Raw genomic sequence first — 16,329 nt, 5'->3', positions numbered from 1 at the left:
GACTGGCTCGCCCGCCACTCCACAGAGGGTGCCGGGATCTACGGCGTCGTCAACCGGGCGCTCATTCCCTTCGGCCTCCACCACTTCGTCAACTCGATCGTCTGGTACACGGTGCCGGGATGTGAAATCGGCACGGTTCACACGACGGGTGACATGTGGTGCTATTTCGCTGGCCAGCAGGGTGCGGGCGCGTTCATGGCCGGTTTCTTCCCCGTCATGATGTTCGGCCTCCCGGCCGCCGCCCTCGCCATGTGGCGCGCCGCTCCCCCGCATCGGCGGGCGACCGTGGGCGGCATCATGCTCTCCGCCGCGCTCGTCTCGTTCGTCACCGGCATCACCGAGCCGATCGAGTTCGCGTTCATCTTCGTGGCTCCGGTCCTGTTCGCGGTGCACGCACTGCTCACCGGCATCTCGATGGCGCTGGTCGCGGGCCTCGGCGGACGGCTCGGGTTCGGGTTCTCGGCCGGCGCGATCGACGCCGGTCTGAACGCGACCAAGGACAACACGCACAATTTCCCGCTCATCATGCTGATCGGGGTCTGTTACTTCTTCGTCTACTACTTCCTGTTCAGTTTCCTGATCAAGAAGATGAACATCATGACGCCGGGACGCGAGCCGGAGCCCGACGTCGATTCCGGAGAGTCCACGGACACCGCCGCCCGCACCTGATCCCCCCGCGAATCGCCGGACCGTAATGCGTTCACCTCGCTGGCCGTAATTTGACCGAGCCTCATCGGAGGCACCCCAACTGAGGGGAAGCTTTCCCTTGAAATGGGGAGATAAGGCCGCGCCGAGCGACAAAGTTGGCGGCCTGTGTATCAGACGGGGGAACCGGAACCTCTATTAGGCAGCGGATTTCCCCTGCCCCCGGACGACGACCGCCCCCGAACGACGACCGCCCCCGAATGACGACCGCCCCCGAACGACGACCGCCCCCGAATGACGAACAGGGAGTCTCGATGCCCAAGCCGATCCCGCTGCCCAGGATCATGTCCGTACCCCCCGCGGATCCGCCGTACGACGACGAGCGCGCGGCGGCGGACGGCGCAGCCGAAGGCGGCATGCCCATGACGTACGGCTCGCTCGCCCTGGCCCATGTGCCGGAGGCCGCCGCACCCGCCAGGGTGCCCGAAACCATCCCACAGGCCCGGAGTGCCGCACTGCGGGTGCGGGAAGCGGTACGGGCACGGGGAACGGTGCGGACGCGGGGAGCCCGGCCCGATGAGCGGCACCTGCGCTGTCTCGGTCAGGCCATGGCGGAGGTCCTCGCGGGCCGGCGACCCGCGGAGACCGTGCAGGACAGGCTGTCGGAGCGGGCCTATCGCGAGCTGGTCCGCGCCGGAAAGATGATCCATGCCGAGCGTCCGCCGCTGGTGGGGCCGCCGCATGCGCAGTGGCCCCGCGACGGTGTGGCGGAGATGTGCGTGCTCGTCCACTGCGGGACGCGCAGCCGGGTGCTCGCGCTACGCCTGGAGCGCTTCGGCGTCCAGTGGCTGGTCACGGAGTTCGAGACCGCCTGACAGCGTCGGCTGGAAGCGGTCGGCTGGAAGCGAGAATCCCCGCAGGGGTCCGCCCTGCGGGGATTCTCGTTCGGATCACGCCTCGGCGTTCCTCGGATCGCCGTGGCAGCGCTTGAACTTCTTGCCCGAGCCGCACGGGCAGGGCGCGTTGCGCTCGGTGTTGCCGTACGCGGCACGCTGCTCCGGCGTGGAACGCACCCGGCTGACCTCGACGTCACCGGACTCGCTCGGGGCGCTGTAGACCATCTCGGTCGGCTGGGACGGCCGCCGCAACGCCTGCGCGATGATCGAACCGGCCTGCGCGACCGCCGTGTCCTCCTCGATGTTCTCCTCGACGATCGGATTGGCCTGCACCTCGACCTCGAGGTTGAACAGGTAGCCGACCGACTCCTCCTTGATGCCGTCGAGCATCGCGGCGAACATCTCGTAGCCTTCGCGCTGGTACTCGATCAGCGGGTCCTTCTGGGCATAGGCGCGCATGCCGATGCCCTCCTGGAGGTAGTCCATCTCGTAGAGGTGCTCACGCCACTTTCGGTCGAGAACCGAGAGGATGACCCGGCGCTCCAGCTCGCGCATCGCCTCGCTGCCGAGCTGCTCCTCCCGCTGGCCGTACGCCTCGAGCGCGTCGGTCTTGACCTTCTCCGCGATGAACTCGGCGGACAGGTCCTCCCGCTCGCCGCCGGCCGCCTCGATGAGCTCCTCGACGGTGAACGAGACCGGGTAGAGCTGGCCGAACGCCTTCCACAGCTTGTCGAGGTCCCACTCCTCCGCGAAGCCCTCGCCGGTGGCGCCCTTGACATAGTCGTCGACGACGTCGGTGACGAAGACCCGCACCTGCTCGTGCAGGTCGGCGCCCTCCAGCACGCGGCGGCGCTCGGCGTAGATCACCGTACGCTGCCGGTTCATGACCTCGTCGTACTTGAGGACGTTCTTGCGGATCTCGAAGTTCTGCTGCTCGACCTGGTGCTGCGCGGAGGCGATCGCCTTGGACACGATGCCCGACTCGATCGGCACGTCGTCCGGAATGTTGAGCCGCGTCATGATCATCTCGACCTTGGCCGCGTTGAACAGCCGCATCAGGTCGTCTTCGAGCGACAGGTAGAACCGGGACTCGCCCGGGTCGCCCTGACGGCCGGAACGGCCGCGCAGCTGGTTGTCGATGCGCCGGGACTCGTGCCGCTCGGTGCCCAGCACGTACAGCCCGCCGCTCCCGACGACCTCCTCGTGCTCGGTCTTGACGGCCTCCTTGGCCTTCTCCAGCGCCTCGGGATAGGCCTGCTCGTACTCCTCCGGAGTCTCCGACGGCGACAGCCCGCGCTGCTGCAGCTCCAGGTCGGCGCGGAACTCGGGGTTACCGCCGAGCATGATGTCGGTGCCGCGGCCCGCCATGTTCGTGGCGACGGTGACCGCGCCCTTGCGGCCGGCCTCGGCGACGATCGCGGCCTCACGGGCGTGGTTCTTCGCGTTCAGCACCTCGTGCGGCACGCCCTGGCGCTTGAGCATCCGGGCGAGCTTCTCGGACTTCTCCACGCTGGTGGTGCCGACCAGGACCGGCTGGCCCTTCTCGTACCGCTCCTTGATGTCCTCTACGCAGGCCTGGAACTTGGCGTCCTCGGTCTTGTAGACCACGTCGGCCTGGTCCTTGCGGACCATCGGCCGGTTGGTCGGGATCGGGACCACGCCGAGCTTGTAGGTCTGGTGGAACTCGTTGGCCTCGGTGGTGGCCGTACCGGTCATGCCGCCGAGCTTGTCGTACAGGCGGAAGTAGTTCTGCAGGGTGATCGTGGCGAGTGTCTGGTTCTCGTCCTTGATCTTTACACTTTCCTTGGCCTCGATGGCCTGGTGCATGCCCTCGTTGTAGCGACGGCCGTGCAGGACGCGCCCGGTGAACTCGTCGACGATCAGGACCTCGCCGTCGACGACGATGTAGTCCTTGTCCTTCTTGAACAGTTCCTTCGCCTTGATCGCATTGTTGAGGAACTGGACGAGGTGGGTGTGCTCGGGCTTGTACAGGTTGTCGATGCCGAGCCAGTCCTCGACCTTCTCGACACCGGCCTCGAGGACGCCGATCGTGCGCTTCTTCTCGTCGACGACGTAGTCGCCGGTGCTCTCCTCGCCGTCCTTGCCCTCCGTGCCACGGCGCAGCCTCGGGACGATCTTGGCGAACTCGGTGTACCACTTGCCGGACTGCTCGCCGGGACCGGAGATGATCAGCGGGGTGCGTGCCTCGTCGATGAGGATGGAGTCGACCTCGTCGACGATCGCGAAGTTGTGGCCGCGCTGGACGCACTCGTCCATCGACCAGGCCATGTTGTCGCGCAGGTAGTCGAAGCCGAACTCGTTGTTCGTGCCGTAGGTGATGTCCGCGTTGTACTGCCTGCGGCGCTCGTCCGGCGGCATGTTCGCCAGGATCACGCCGACCTCGAGGCCGAGGAAGCGGTGGACTCGGCCCATCGTCTCGGCGTCGCGCTTGGCCAGGTAGTCGTTGACCGTGACGACGTGGACGCCCTTACCGGACAGGGCGTTGAGGTAGCTCGGGAGAGTACAGGTCAGGGTCTTGCCCTCACCGGTCTTCATCTCCGAGATGTTGCCCATGTGCAGGTTGACCCCGCCCATGAGCTGCACGTCGAAGTGGCGCTGCCCCAGCACCCGGCGGGCGGCCTCGCGCACGGTCGCGAACGCCTCGGGCAACAGGTCGTCGAGAGACTCGCCGTCGGCGTAACGCTGCTTGTACTCGTCGGTCAGCGCGCGAAGCTCGGCGTCAGACAGGCTCTTGAAGTCCTCTTCAATGGAGTTGACCTGCTCGGCGATCCGCTTGAGCTTCCGCAGAGTCTTGCCTTCGCCGGCGCGAAGGATCTTGTCGAGAATGGCTGGCACTGTTAGTAGAGCTCCTCGCAGGTCTACCCCGGGCGGTCCGACCGGGGTGGGAGGACGAGACACACACTTCCCCGCAACCATCGTAGGCTGTTCCGCCACCGGACACAGCCATCGCCAACGGGCCGGAGCGGCGTGCCGTATTCGCATGAGTTATAACGAGCGAAACGCCCGAGGGGTTCCCCCCGATGTGCCGACCGTGGTGACCATCAGGTAGAAAACGGGGTATGGCACAGAGCGGACACCAAGGCAGCCACGCGGGAAGCCCCAAATCGTGGCTCGCCGTCAGCACGATCCTCATCGGCTTCCTCGTTGGCGGGATCGCCCTCGTCGCGGGCCCCAACTGGCTGTTCTTCTGGGTCGGCGTCGGCATCTGCGCGGTCGGCGGCCTGCTCGCGCTCGCGGTCGACATCTTCTCCGACGTGATCGTCGACGCGCCCCGGGAGATCGAAGCGCAGGAGCACCATTCCCCGTTCGAGCACCACAAGGCCTGAGCCGTACGGCCCCCGGCGGCGGTGTCAGGCGACCGACCGCCCCGTACTTTCGAAGCCCTGGCCGCCGACAGCCCCTGACCTTCGAAAGAACTTTGTCGGTCGCCCCGTTTAGCATCTCCGGATGTGACCGACCTGACCTCCGACGAGGCCCGCAGGATCATCTTGCGGGCCCAGGGTTTCCTCGGCGCGAGCGCGCGCGGCGGTGGCGTGTCCGCCATGCTGCGGCGGGTGGGCGCCGTCCAGCTCGACACCATCTCTGTGCTGGCGCGCTCCCATGAACTCGTCGCGTACGCCCGGCTCGGTCCTGTCGGGCGTACGAAGGTGGAGCGCGCCTACTGGCACGACCCTCCGTGCGCCTTCGAATACTGGTGTCACGCCGCCTGCGTCCTCCCCCTCGAACAGTGGCCCCTGTACGGCTTCCGCCGCCGGGCCTATCGTGAGCGGCGGTTCCGCTGGCACGAGGTGCCGCCGACGATCGACAAGGTCCTGGATATCGTCCGCTCGGAGGGACCGGTCACCACCGCGGACATCGGCGGAGCACGTAATGGCGGCCCCTGGTGGGACTGGTCGGATTCCAAGATCGCGATCGAGTTCCTGCTCGACATCGGCGAGGTGGTCTGCACCCGGCGGATCGGCTGGCGTCGCGTATACGACCTGGCAGAACGTGTGATCCCGGCCGATCTGCTGGGCGAGGATCCCACCGACGCGGAGTGCGTCGCCGGGCTCACCGCGATCGCCGGCCGCTCCCTGGGCGTGGCGACCCGGGCCGACCTCGTCGATTTCACCCGGGTGAAGGGGAAATACGCCGAGTTGCTCGACGATGCCCTGCTGAGCGGCGCCGCCGGGCTCGTCCCGGTACGGGTCGCCGGGTGGCCGCCGGCTCGACGCCGTTCCGGAGCCCGGGCCGGAGCGGGAACCGACACGGCCGGCGCCCCCAACGCCTGGGCGGACCCGGCCGCACTCGAGACGGAGCCACGCGGCCGGCACCGGACCACGCCGCTGTCGCCGTTCGACTCCCTCATCTGGGATCGGCCCCGGACTGAGCGGATCTTCGGGGTGAGCCACCGCCTGGAGGCGTACGTGCCGAAGGACAGACGGGTCCACGGCTACTTCGCGATGCCGGTCCTGGCGGACGGGAAGATCATCGGCCGGGTGGATCCGGCGCGGGAGGGCCGCACGCTCGTCGCCCGGCAGGTCGGCTTCGAAGCCGGCGTCAGCCGTACCGCGGCGGGTCGCAGCGCGGCCATCACGGGCATGCGGGACGCGCTGCTGGAGGCCGCGAGCTGGGTGGACTGCACAGATCTCCGGGTCGAGCGGATCACCTCGCCGGAGTTCGAAGGACCGCTGCGGGCGGCGCTCGACGCCAAAAATCAAGCGTGAGCAGCCAAAGGATCATATAGCGTTTTCCGCGTGATTCCGACCTCCCGCAGCACCGTCTCCCCCGGGGGGCGCACATGCTGAGCCGACTGCTCCGTACGTACCTGCGGCCGTACTCGTCGGCGCTGACCGCGGTGATTCTCTTCCAACTGGTCGGCACCATCGCCTCGCTGTATCTGCCCAGCCTGAACGCCGACATCATCGACAAGGGCGTCGCGACCGGCGACACCGGCTACATCCTGACCACCGGCGGCTGGATGCTGACCGTTTCCCTCGTCCAGATCACCTGCTCGATCGCGGCGGTCTACCACGGAGCCAAGGTGGCGGCCGGGTTCGGGCGGGACCTCCGATCTGCGATCTTCCATCAGGTGGGCGGGTTCTCCACCCGGGAGGTCACCCAGTTCGGCGCGCCCTCGTTGATCACTCGCAACACCAACGACGTACAGCAGATCCAGATGCTCGTGGTGATGACCTGCACGATGCTGGTCGCAGCGCCGATCATGGGCATCGGCGGCATCATCATGGCGTTGCGCCAGGACCTCGGGTTGTCCTGGCTCATGCTGGTCTGCGTCCCGGTGCTGCTGCTCGCGATCGGACTGATCGTCTCCCGGATGGTTCCGCAGTTCCGCGCCATGCAGACCCGCATCGACGCGGTCAACCAGGTGCTGCGCGAGCAGCTCTCCGGCATCCGCGTGGTGCGGGCCTTCGTACGGGAGCGTGAGGAGACCCACCGGTTCGGCGAGGCGAACGACGCGCTGACCGAGACGGCGCTGCGCGTCGGACGGCTGACCGCGCTCATCTTCCCCACCGTGATGTTGATCCTCAACGCCTCCAGCGTCGCCGTGCTGTGGTTCGGCGCCGCCCGGGTGGACAGCGGAGAGATGCAGGTCGGCGCCCTCACCGCGTTCCTCATGTATCTGCTGCAGATTCTCATGTCGATGATGATGGCCACCTTCATCTCGATGATGATCCCGCGTGCCGCGGTCTGTGCCGAGCGCATCGGCGAGGTGCTGGACACCGAGTCGTCGGTGCGACCGCCCGCGCATCCCGTACGGCAGGTGGACCGCCGCGCCGAGCTGGAACTGCGCGACGTCGAGTTCCGCTATCCGGGGGCGGCGGCTCCGGTGCTGTCCGGCATCTCCTTCCGCGCCGTCGCGGGACAGACCACCGCCGTCATCGGCAGCACCGGGTCGGGCAAGACGACGCTGGTCTCCCTGGTGCCCCGGCTCTTCGACGCCACCTCCGGCGCCGTACTGATCGACGGCGTCGATGTACGCGATCTCGACCCTGAGATGCTCTGGTCGCGGATCGGCCTGGTGCCGCAGAAGCCGTACCTGTTCACCGGCACCGTCGCCAGCAACCTGCGGTACGGCAACCCGGACGCCACCGATGAGGAGCTGTGGGCGGCGCTGGAGGTCGCTCAGGCCCGCGACTTCGTCGAGGCGATGCCGGAGGGCCTGCAGGCGCCGATCACGCAGGGAGGAACGAATGTGTCCGGCGGCCAGCGGCAGCGGCTCTCGATCGCCCGGGCGCTGGTCGCCGAACCTGAGATCTACCTGTTCGACGACTCGTTCTCGGCCCTCGACCTGACCACCGACGCCCGGTTGCGTGCCGCGCTGCGCTCGTACACGGCCGAGGCCACCGTGGTCATCGTCGCCCAGCGGGTCTCCACGATCATCGACGCCGACCAGATCATCGTCCTGGACGACGGGCTCATCGTCGGCATCGGCACCCATGACGAACTGCTCGGCTCCTGCCCGACCTATGTCGAGATCGTCGAGTCCCAACTGACCATTGAGAGTGCGGCATGAGCGACCGGCCGACGACGGCACCAGCGCGACCGCGACCCCCCATGGGAGGCGGCGGCCCGGGGGGCCGCGGTTTCGGCATGGGAATGCCCGCGGAGAAGTCCATGAACTTCGGGCCCTCTGCCCGGCGGCTGCTCCGGCGGTTGAGCCCCGAGCGTACGAGGGTCCTGGCCGTGATCGGCCTCGCCGTGATCAGCGTGGTGTTCTCGGTCATCGGACCGAAGATCCTCGGCCGCGCGACAGACGTGATCTTCAGCGGTGTGATCGGCGCCCAGTTGCCCGCCGGAATCAGCAAGGAGCAGGCGGTTCAGGCGGCTCGCGCCTCGGGCCACGACAACTTCGCCGACATGGTCGCGGCAATGGACCTCGTCCCGGGGCACGGCATCGACTTCGGTGCGCTCGCCACGGCACTGGCCTGGGCCCTGGGGCTCTACGTCGCGGCGTCGGGCTTCATGTGGCTGCAGGGCTATCTGCTCAACGACGTGACCCAGCGCACCGTGTTCCGGCTGCGGGCCGACGTCGAGGACAAGATCAACCGGCTTCCGCTGCGGTTCTTCGACGGCCAGCCGCGCGGCGAGCTGCTCAGCCGGGTCACCAACGACATCGACAACGTGTCCCAGACCCTGCAGCAGACGCTGAGCCAGCTGCTGACCTCGCTGCTCACCGTGATCGGCGTGCTGGCCATGATGTTCGTCATCTCGCCGTTGCTCGCGATGATCGCATTGGTGACCATCCCCGTCACGATGCTCGTCACCGGTCAGATCGCCAAGCGCTCGCAGAAGCACTTCGTCGCGCAGTGGGCCCACACGGGCACCCTGAACGCCCACATCGAGGAGGCGTTCACCGGCCACGAGTTGGTGAAGGTGTTCGGACGCGGACCGGAGGTCGAGCAGGTGTTCCGGGAGCGGAACGACGCCCTGTACAAGGCGAGCTTCGGCGCCCAGTTCATCTCCGGGATCATCATGCCGACGATGATGTTCATCGGGAACCTCAACTATGTGGCCATCGCCGTCGTCGGCGCCGTACGGGTGGCCACGGGATCGATGAGCCTGGGCGACGTCCAGGCGTTCATCCAGTACTCCCGGCAGTTCACCCAGCCGTTGACCCAGGTCGCCTCGATGGCGAACCTGCTGCAGTCGGGCGTGGCGTCCGCCGAGCGGGTCTTCGAACTGCTGGACGCGAAGGAGCAGGAGCCCGATCCCGCCGAGCCGGTGCCGGCGGCCACCCGGCGGGGCTGCGTCGAGTTCGAGCACGTGTCCTTCCGTTACGACCCCGAACAGCCCCTCATCGAGGACCTGTCGCTGGTGGCCGACCCCGGGCACACGATCGCGATCGTCGGTCCCACCGGCGCGGGAAAGACCACGCTGGTCAACCTGATCATGCGCTTCTACGAGCTCGACGCGGGCCGCATCACCCTGGACGGCGTCGACATCACCGAGATGCGCCGCGAGGACCTGCGCTCGCAGATCGGAATGGTCCTCCAGGACACCTGGCTGTTCGGCGGCACGATCCGCGACAACATCGCGTACGGCAACCCGCGGGCCACCGACGAGGAGATCCACGCCGCCGCACGGGCCACGTACGTCGACCGGTTCGTCCGCACGCTGCCCGACGGGTACGACACGGTGATCGACGAGGAGGGCGGCAACGTCAGCGCCGGCGAGAAGCAGCTGATCACGATCGCCCGCGCCTTCCTCGCCGACCCGTCCCTGCTCATCCTGGACGAGGCCACCAGCTCGGTCGACACTCGGACCGAGGTCCTGGTGCAGCATGCGATGGCCGCGCTCCGCAGCGACCGCACCAGCTTCGTCATCGCCCACCGGCTGTCCACCATCCGGGACGCCGACCTCATCCTGGTCATGGAGGCGGGCAGCATCGTCGAGCAGGGCACCCATGACGAACTGCTCGCCACCCGTGGCGCCTACCACCGGCTGTACTCCGCGCAATTCAGCGGCGCCCTGGTTTCGGCCGACGAGGAGACGGCGACCAGCGGCTCCTAGGTGATCTCGAGCAGGCGCTCGCGGACGGCGTAGACCACGGCCTCCATCCGGGAGTGGAGCTGGAGCTTCTCCAGGATGTTGCGCACGTGGTTCTTGACCGTGTTCTCGGAGATGAACAGCTCCTTGGCGATCTCCCGATTGTTCATGCCCTTCGCGACCAGGCGGAGCACCTCCATCTCGCGTTCGGTCAGCTTGGGCACGGGGAGCTGCGGAGGGCGCTCGGCCTCCTTGCGGCTCATGTTCGCGAACTCGGAGATCAGCTTCGCGGCCATCGCGGGGTTGATGAGCGACTGGCCCTCGTGGACCCCGCGCACGGCGTCGGGCACCTCGTCGAGTTGGACGTCCTTGAGCAGATATCCGGTGGCACCCGCCTTGATCGCCTCGAAGAGGTCCTCCTCCTCGTCGCTGACCGTCAGCATGATGATCCGGGTGCTCGGCACCGATTCCTTGATGGCTCGGGTCGCCTCGATGCCGTCCTGTTTCGGCATCCGGACATCCATGAGGACCACGTCCGGCAGCAGCCGGCCGGCCAGTTCGACCGCCTCCCGGCCGTCGCTCGCCTCGCCTACCACCTCGATGTCCGCCTCCGCGGCCAGCGCCAACTCAAGGCTGCGCCGGATCAGCGCGTGATCGTCGACGATCAGCACGCGGATCGGCTCACCGCGACCGGCAACAGGGGTAACCTCGTCGGATCGGGTCACGAAACCTCCTCGCGGGGGCCAAGGACGCTAATGCTCTTCCCGCAAACGTTCACGGTCAACGCACCGACCGTCATCATTACACGGTTCCGGACGAGATGCGGATCTTCATCTGCCGGCCGCATGGCTTCCGGCCGTCTCGGTCGGCCTCCGGCGGAGGCCCCGGTCACCTGACGCCGTGCCTGGCGAACACCTCCGCGACGGCGGGTCCCATGGGGGTCAACTGCTGCTGAAGGGCGCGAAGCAGCACAAGCGGATCTTCAGCGGGTGCCTGATTAATCATGGATCGTCCTACTGGCCCGCCGAGTGCGAGCAGCGCATCCCTACCGTTGTCGGGGATGTTGAAGGCCGCGTCTCGGATCAGTTTGGCGCGGCCACGCAGGGATTCGGCGACCACACGGGCATTCCGCGTCATCGTCCCCAACTCGGTCCGCACCCGGTCCCGATGAGGACCTTTCCAACACATTCGGCCTACCGAATCGTTGACGGGCTTCAGCAACTCCTCGATGGCTTCGGCCAGGTCCTGGTGTTCATGTGCCAACCGCAACAAGTCATCGCGTAGCGACATCCCCGTTTCCCATCCGATCGACACCGATGGTGTAAGAATACTTCCACGTCGTGTAAAGAACGGCTAGCTTCTTGTCCTGTGGATCCGGAGCGGGTGGTCGACCCAGACGAACTGGAAAAATTGGCCAAGCAGCTCACAGACAGGCAGCAACTGGCCGAGGAGTACTACAAGCGGGCCTGCCAGTTCATGGGACAGCCAGGGGCGAATCAATTGGTGACCGTGCTGAAGTGGGCCACCGACACCGCCGGCGACCTGCGCGATCGCGCCCAGATCGCCCGAGCCGCGGATAAGGGCGGCGACCCCTTTGGGGCGTTGTCGACGTTCGGTCTCACCACCGCAATCAGCAAGGTTTCCGGACAAGACAGAACCCGACTGGAGAATGACCTCAAATCGCTCATCGCCGATAACGCCAAGGCCGGCCCGGAGCAACGTGCACAGGCGATTGGAGAGTTCTTCGGAAAACTGACCGCCGCCGAACGTTCCTGGCTGGCGATCGAACGGCCCGAGGTGGTGGGCCGATTGGACGGCGCTCCCGCAACGGTCAGGTACGCCGCCAACCGTTTACTGATCGAGCGCGCCCTCGCCCACGAGCGGAAGGAACTCGCCGAGCTGAAGGCCGGCATTCCGAAGAAGCCTCGAGTGGAGTCAATGATCGAGCACGGCCTCGTCGACGACCCCCGGTTCGCACCGCTGTTTGAGCGCGCCCTCGGCGACGGCCCCCAGATGGCGCTGCTGCTCGGGCAGGCCTCCGTCTACAGCCCCCAGATGGCACAGAAGATCAGGCAGGCCCTCGCCCGCAATCCCGAGATCTCACGGAAGATCGAGCGCGCCCTCGACGACGACCCCCAGATGGCACAGAGGATCGAGCGCGCGCTCCCCCAAGACCCTCGGGTGTCACAGCTGGAGCAGCGGGTGGCCCGCATGTCCGAGCTCCTCCAGCCTCGGATGACCGGCGACAACCAGCTCAAGCAACGGCAGTTCCTGCTCTTCGATCCCGCCGACGACGGCCGGGTCGCCGAGGTCTTCGGCGACCTCGCCAAGGCCAAGCACGTCGCCGTCATGGTCCCCGGCATCACCAACCGGCTGGACAACTACAGAGACATCGCGAAAGACGCCCAGAACCTGATCAAAGACCGCATGACCGGTAAAGATTTGCCGGAGACAGCTGTGATCACGTGGCTGGGGTACGACACGCCCGAGTTCGGCGACTCCGTGCTGCCTGCCAAGGCAGAGGCGGGCGCCCCCGCCCTGCACTCGTTCCGTGCGGGCCTGGAGGCGGCCAGGGGGGCGGAGTTCGCGCTGTTCGCCCACAGCTACGGCACGCTGCTGACAAGCAAGGCCCTGCAGCAGGGCACGCCATTCGACTCGGTGGTCTTCATGGGGAGCCCCGGTCTGGGGCCCAAGGTCAGGACAGCCGCCGATCTCAAGCTCGCGCCCGGCACCCAGGTGTTCGCCATGCGAGCCCCCGCTGATTGGGTCTCCTACACCGAGGCACACGGCAACGATCCCGCCGACATGCCCGACATCAAGCGACTGGCCACCGGCGCATCGTCCGGACACTCCCAGTACTACATTCCCAAGAACACCGGGCTGAACAATCTGCAGGCCGTCCTCACGGGCGATGCTTACGTGCGGCCGTTCACCGGCTCGCCGAGGGTCGATGACGGGCAGTTCGGCGCGAGCGGCGTACGGGTCCTGGTCAAGGAACTGCAGAGCCGGGTGCCGCAGTGGAAGACGGGCGAGCTGGCCGCGGCGCTCGACCCGATCATCAAGGGCGCGCTCACCGGGGAGACCGATCAGAAGACCGTGATCAACCAGGCCATGCATGAGCTGCGAAAATCCGAGCTCGGCGGCTATCTCTCCGCTGCCGACATCACCGAGATCACCGCCAAGGCCCTCGCGGCGGCCGGTGCGCCGCTCGCCGAACGAGCCGTCCTGTTCACCGCGACCAGGGGAGCCTATCCGCGATGAGATTCCCCACCTTGCTCCGCCGAGCCATCGCTGCGTCGGCCCTGCTCGCACTCATGACCGCCTGCACTAGCGAACTGGAGGCGAAGATGACGCCAGAGGAGTCCCGCCAGGTCTTCATCACCGAAGCCAAGGCCATCATCCAGGCCGTATTTCCCGGTGCGGACCCGCTTGTCGTGGTGCAAGTAAGGGACGCCCCGTGTGGTGGACCGGTCGGCACCGATTTTTCCAGCGTGGAGAGCATGATCAACGTCCACAGCGACGCTCGGGACGAGAAGCTGGATCCCGATCACGTCTTCAAACAGGTCATCGAGGTGTTGAAGCAGCAGGGCTGGAAGATCAACTACACGAAGGATCGTATAGCGGGGGCCGAACGCGAGGGTGTCGGCGGCATCAGCGCGGGGGTGGGCGACTCTCCTGTCGGCATCAACATCGGCGGGGACACCGAGTGTGTGGAGAACCCGGAGAAATGAGTTCGTCCCTGTCGCTTCGGCTCCGGGCTGTTCTCGTGGCGTTATCTCTGGTCGTGCTCGCGGTCGCCTGCGCCGGCAAACCGGCGAAGCCGGACATGACTCCCGATGAGTCCCGGGAGGTCTTCATCGCCGAGACGATCGCCGTCATCCGGGCCGTCCTGCCGGACACCGATCCCCGCGTCGCCGTACGGGAAATGAACCGGCCGTGTGGCGGACCGGCCGGCACCGACTACTCCAGCGTCGCGGCAGGCATCAGCGCCCACGGCGAAGACCCGGACGACGCGATGGATCCCGACAACGTGTTCCGGAACGTCGTCGAGGTGCTCAAGCAGCGGGGCTGGCGGATCAAGTACAGCGACAGCCGGATAGCCGGGGCCGAACGCGAGGGCGTCGGCGACATCAGTGCCGTGCTGGCCGAGTCTCCGCTCGGCATCGACATCATCGGCACGACCGAGTGCGTGAGGAATCCGGCCTTCGCTCAGGCGCCTACATAGTCAGCTCAAACGGCCGCGGCAGCAGGGCAGGCCGGACCCGATGGACGTGGTCCGGCCCGCACCCGGTGGAGGACTACCCCTCGACGAGCCTGAGGACTCCGTAGTTGTAGCCGCGCCGCCGGTAGACGACGCTGGGCAGGTCTCCCTCCTTGTCACGGAAGAGGAAGAAGTCGTGGCCCACGAGCTCCATCTCAAGGAGCGCCTGATCGATCGTCATGGGCTCGGCCTTGTGGAACTTCTCGCGGACGACGAGCGGGCCGTCGCCGTCCATCTCGATCGGGACGACCGAGTCCGCGAAGCCGCCCTGTTCTTCCCGGACGCCGGTTCGCGCCTCGGCAACCGGCGCCGGCTCCGCTTCGGCCTCGACCGACGGACGCGGCTCCGGCAGCGGGATCCGCTGCGCCGCGTCCTCCGCCGAGGTGGCGGTCCATGCGCCAAGGGGTCGCATGGGGTGGTTCCCGCGGTGGATCTTCCTGCGGTCCCGCAGCCGCCGCAGCCGCTCCTCCAGCTTGGCGAGCGCGATGTCCAGGGCAGCGAACCGGTCGTCCGCGGACGCCTCCGCGCGGATCACCGGCCCCCGGGAGTAGACGGTCAGTTCCATCCGTTCCCGGTGACCGCTCTGCCGATGATTGGGCAGTTGGGAAACCTCCGCGTCTACGCGGATGAGCTTGTTGTCCAGCCGTTCGATCCTGGCCAGCTTGGCAGTCACTTGATCACGGAATCGGTCACTCACTGCGGTGTGCCGTCCCTTGACGATGATTTCCACGCAAAGCCCCCCTTCGCACATCGACTGTGCTACACAGCGCTCGAAGCACCCGTCCGGCCGACCTGGTCTTCGTCCCCACATTCGCCTGCTGAGGGGTTCGCAGCTCACTTGCCACTAATGCCCTTCTCCCCTGACGGAAGGCATCTGACCTACCGGGAGGGCAGGACTTACTTCTAAGCCGCACCGTGATCGGCCGACCAAGAGTCGCCTTACGTGGACCGTTTCGCCTGCGGCTGGCATCGGCTAGCCAGGCCGGACCCCTGAACGGAGTCGGCCCGGCGCAACCACGGACCCGAACGGGTGCCATGTCTGCACGCTAGCCGTTGGCGGCAGGAATGTCAGCCACGGGATCCGGCAGACGATCACTTTGCGTTGGCTTCGTTTCAGATGAGACCGGTGAAACATCCCGCCAAGACACCGGAATCGCCTGGGATCTCGCCCACTCCGAGGCTCTGACCAGGAGAATCACCCCGACGTTGACACAGAGATGTATCCCCTTAGCCATGGAGGGTTTTTACCCATCTTTACTCTCTGTCATAGTTCGCCGACCTGCTCCCTGGGCGTGTCGGCCGCGGCCCTGACGGTCCTTCCTGCGGGTCGCGGCGACCGTCACCGCCAGCGGCACCCTGACTCCGGCCAGCCGGATCGCCCGGGCCGCCTCGGCCAGCGTCGATCCGGTGGTGACGATGTCGTCGACCAGAACGACCACGACTCCCCGGCTCCCGAGCGTCGCCAGGAGGCCCGTACGGCCGGGCACCACATCGAAAGCGCCTGACAGGTTGGCGGCGCGGCGCGTCGAACTGAGCCCCGCCTGGTCGGCCACCCGTCTCACCTGCCGGAGCATCGGAGCGGACATGACCGGCAGGCCCAGTGTGCGCAACTCCGCTGCCGCGGCCCTGCTGACGGCCCGGACCGGATCATGACCCCGCTTCCACGACGCGGCACGGGCACTCGGAACCGGGACCAGCACGACCGGCCGAGGCCCCCGGTCGGCCCACTCGGCCGACGCCGTCAGGGCCGCGGCGGTCACCTGGGCGAGGCAGGCGCCCAGGATCGGGGCGACAGCCGTACGGCCGTGCTCTTTGAAGGCGAGGATCATGCGGCGGGCCGCACCGTCATAGGCGGTCGCCGACCAGCATTCCGGCAGACCCGGCGGCGGCGGATCCGGCGGACGGGGAGCCGGATCCCGCAGCAGCTGTGCCGTACACGCACGGCACGCCACCGATCCCGGTTCATCACATCCGGCGCATCGAGGTGGGATGACGAGGTCGAGTAGGGCCGCGAGCACG

General features: G+C 67.2%; 14 protein-coding genes. 9 read left to right on the top strand and 5 right to left on the bottom strand.

What is annotated here, in order from left to right; genetic code table 11:
- Positions 1–669 (top strand): PTS transporter subunit EIIC (locus tag Mth01_RS25970; protein ID WP_204018577.1); only part of this gene is annotated, 669 nt, incomplete at its 5' end.
- A gap of 290 nt (positions 670–959) precedes the next feature.
- Entirely contained in the window at positions 960–1,520 is a 561-nt protein-coding gene (locus Mth01_RS25965; RefSeq protein ID WP_204018576.1) for an Rv3235 family protein, read from the top strand.
- A gap of 75 nt (positions 1,521–1,595) precedes the next feature.
- Here the strand turns inward: Mth01_RS25965 and secA are convergent, their stop codons facing one another.
- Complete coding sequence (secA, locus tag Mth01_RS25960) at positions 1,596–4,397, bottom strand: preprotein translocase subunit SecA (protein ID WP_204018575.1); 2,802 nt, start codon at positions 4,395–4,397, stop codon at positions 1,596–1,598.
- 224 nt (positions 4,398–4,621) lie between these two features.
- On the opposite strand from secA, the gene Mth01_RS25955 reads away from it, so the two are divergent.
- The 4 genes from Mth01_RS25955 to Mth01_RS25940 all read left to right on the top strand — a co-directional run bounded on the left by Mth01_RS25955 (position 4,622) and on the right by Mth01_RS25940 (position 10,073).
- On the top strand, positions 4,622–4,888 hold the full coding sequence (locus Mth01_RS25955) for an HGxxPAAW family protein (protein WP_204018574.1): 267 nt from the start codon (positions 4,622–4,624) through the stop codon (positions 4,886–4,888).
- 123 nt (positions 4,889–5,011) lie between these two features.
- Entirely contained in the window at positions 5,012–6,268 is a 1,257-nt protein-coding gene (locus tag Mth01_RS25950; protein WP_239090016.1) for a winged helix-turn-helix domain-containing protein, read from the top strand.
- Between the two features lie 74 nt (positions 6,269–6,342).
- Positions 6,343–8,076, top strand: a complete 1,734-nt coding sequence (locus Mth01_RS25945) for an ABC transporter ATP-binding protein (protein ID WP_204018573.1) — start codon at positions 6,343–6,345, stop codon at positions 8,074–8,076.
- A gap of 101 nt (positions 8,077–8,177) precedes the next feature.
- Entirely contained in the window at positions 8,178–10,073 is a 1,896-nt protein-coding gene (locus Mth01_RS25940; RefSeq protein WP_275409032.1) for an ABC transporter ATP-binding protein, read from the top strand.
- Here the strand turns inward: Mth01_RS25940 and Mth01_RS25935 are convergent.
- Together Mth01_RS25935 and Mth01_RS25930 are read right to left on the bottom strand one after the other, a co-directional pair.
- Positions 10,070–10,774 (bottom strand): response regulator, encoded by a 705-nt coding sequence (locus tag Mth01_RS25935; RefSeq protein ID WP_204018572.1) that lies wholly within the window; start codon positions 10,772–10,774, stop codon positions 10,070–10,072. The genes Mth01_RS25940 and Mth01_RS25935 overlap by 4 nt on opposite strands.
- 163 nt (positions 10,775–10,937) lie before the next feature.
- The gene (locus tag Mth01_RS25930; RefSeq protein ID WP_204018571.1) at positions 10,938–11,363 is read right to left on the bottom strand and encodes a hypothetical protein; all 426 of its coding nucleotides are present in this window, start codon (positions 11,361–11,363) and stop codon (positions 10,938–10,940) included.
- Positions 11,364–11,417: 54 nt separating this feature from the next.
- On the opposite strand from Mth01_RS25930, the gene Mth01_RS25925 reads away from it, so the two are divergent.
- Genes Mth01_RS25925 through Mth01_RS25915 form a run of 3 tightly spaced genes read left to right on the top strand, consistent with a single transcriptional unit; the run spans position 11,418 to position 14,274 of the window.
- Positions 11,418–13,310 carry an alpha/beta hydrolase gene (locus Mth01_RS25925; RefSeq protein WP_204018570.1) on the top strand — a complete coding sequence of 631 codons (1,893 nt, stop codon included), beginning with the start codon at positions 11,418–11,420 and terminating at the stop codon, positions 13,308–13,310.
- Positions 13,307–13,780: a hypothetical protein gene (locus tag Mth01_RS25920; RefSeq protein ID WP_204018569.1), complete on the top strand. Its 474-nt coding sequence runs from the start codon at positions 13,307–13,309 to the stop codon at positions 13,778–13,780. The genes Mth01_RS25925 and Mth01_RS25920 overlap by 4 nt, the downstream gene beginning before the upstream one ends.
- Positions 13,777–14,274, top strand: coding sequence for a hypothetical protein (locus tag Mth01_RS25915; RefSeq protein ID WP_204018568.1), 498 nt, complete (start codon positions 13,777–13,779; stop codon positions 14,272–14,274). The genes Mth01_RS25920 and Mth01_RS25915 overlap by 4 nt, the downstream gene beginning before the upstream one ends.
- Before the next feature lie 73 nt (positions 14,275–14,347).
- On the opposite strand, the gene hpf is transcribed toward Mth01_RS25915, so the two are convergent.
- Together hpf and Mth01_RS25905 are read right to left on the bottom strand one after the other, a co-directional pair.
- Positions 14,348–15,040 carry a ribosome hibernation-promoting factor, HPF/YfiA family gene (gene hpf, locus Mth01_RS25910; RefSeq protein ID WP_204018567.1) on the bottom strand — a complete coding sequence of 231 codons (693 nt, stop codon included), beginning with the start codon at positions 15,038–15,040 and terminating at the stop codon, positions 14,348–14,350.
- 514 nt (positions 15,041–15,554) lie between these two features.
- A complete protein-coding gene (locus Mth01_RS25905; protein WP_204018566.1) occupies positions 15,555–16,328 on the bottom strand; it encodes a ComF family protein in 774 nt (257 codons plus the stop codon).
- Between the last annotated feature and the right edge of the window lies 1 nt (position 16,329).

Origin of the sequence: Sphaerimonospora thailandensis, from assembly GCF_016863115.1 — a bacterium.
Classification (GTDB): Bacteria; Actinomycetota; Actinomycetes; order Streptosporangiales; family Streptosporangiaceae; genus Sphaerimonospora; species Sphaerimonospora cavernae.
This window is presented reverse-complemented; position numbering and strand designations above follow the sequence as displayed.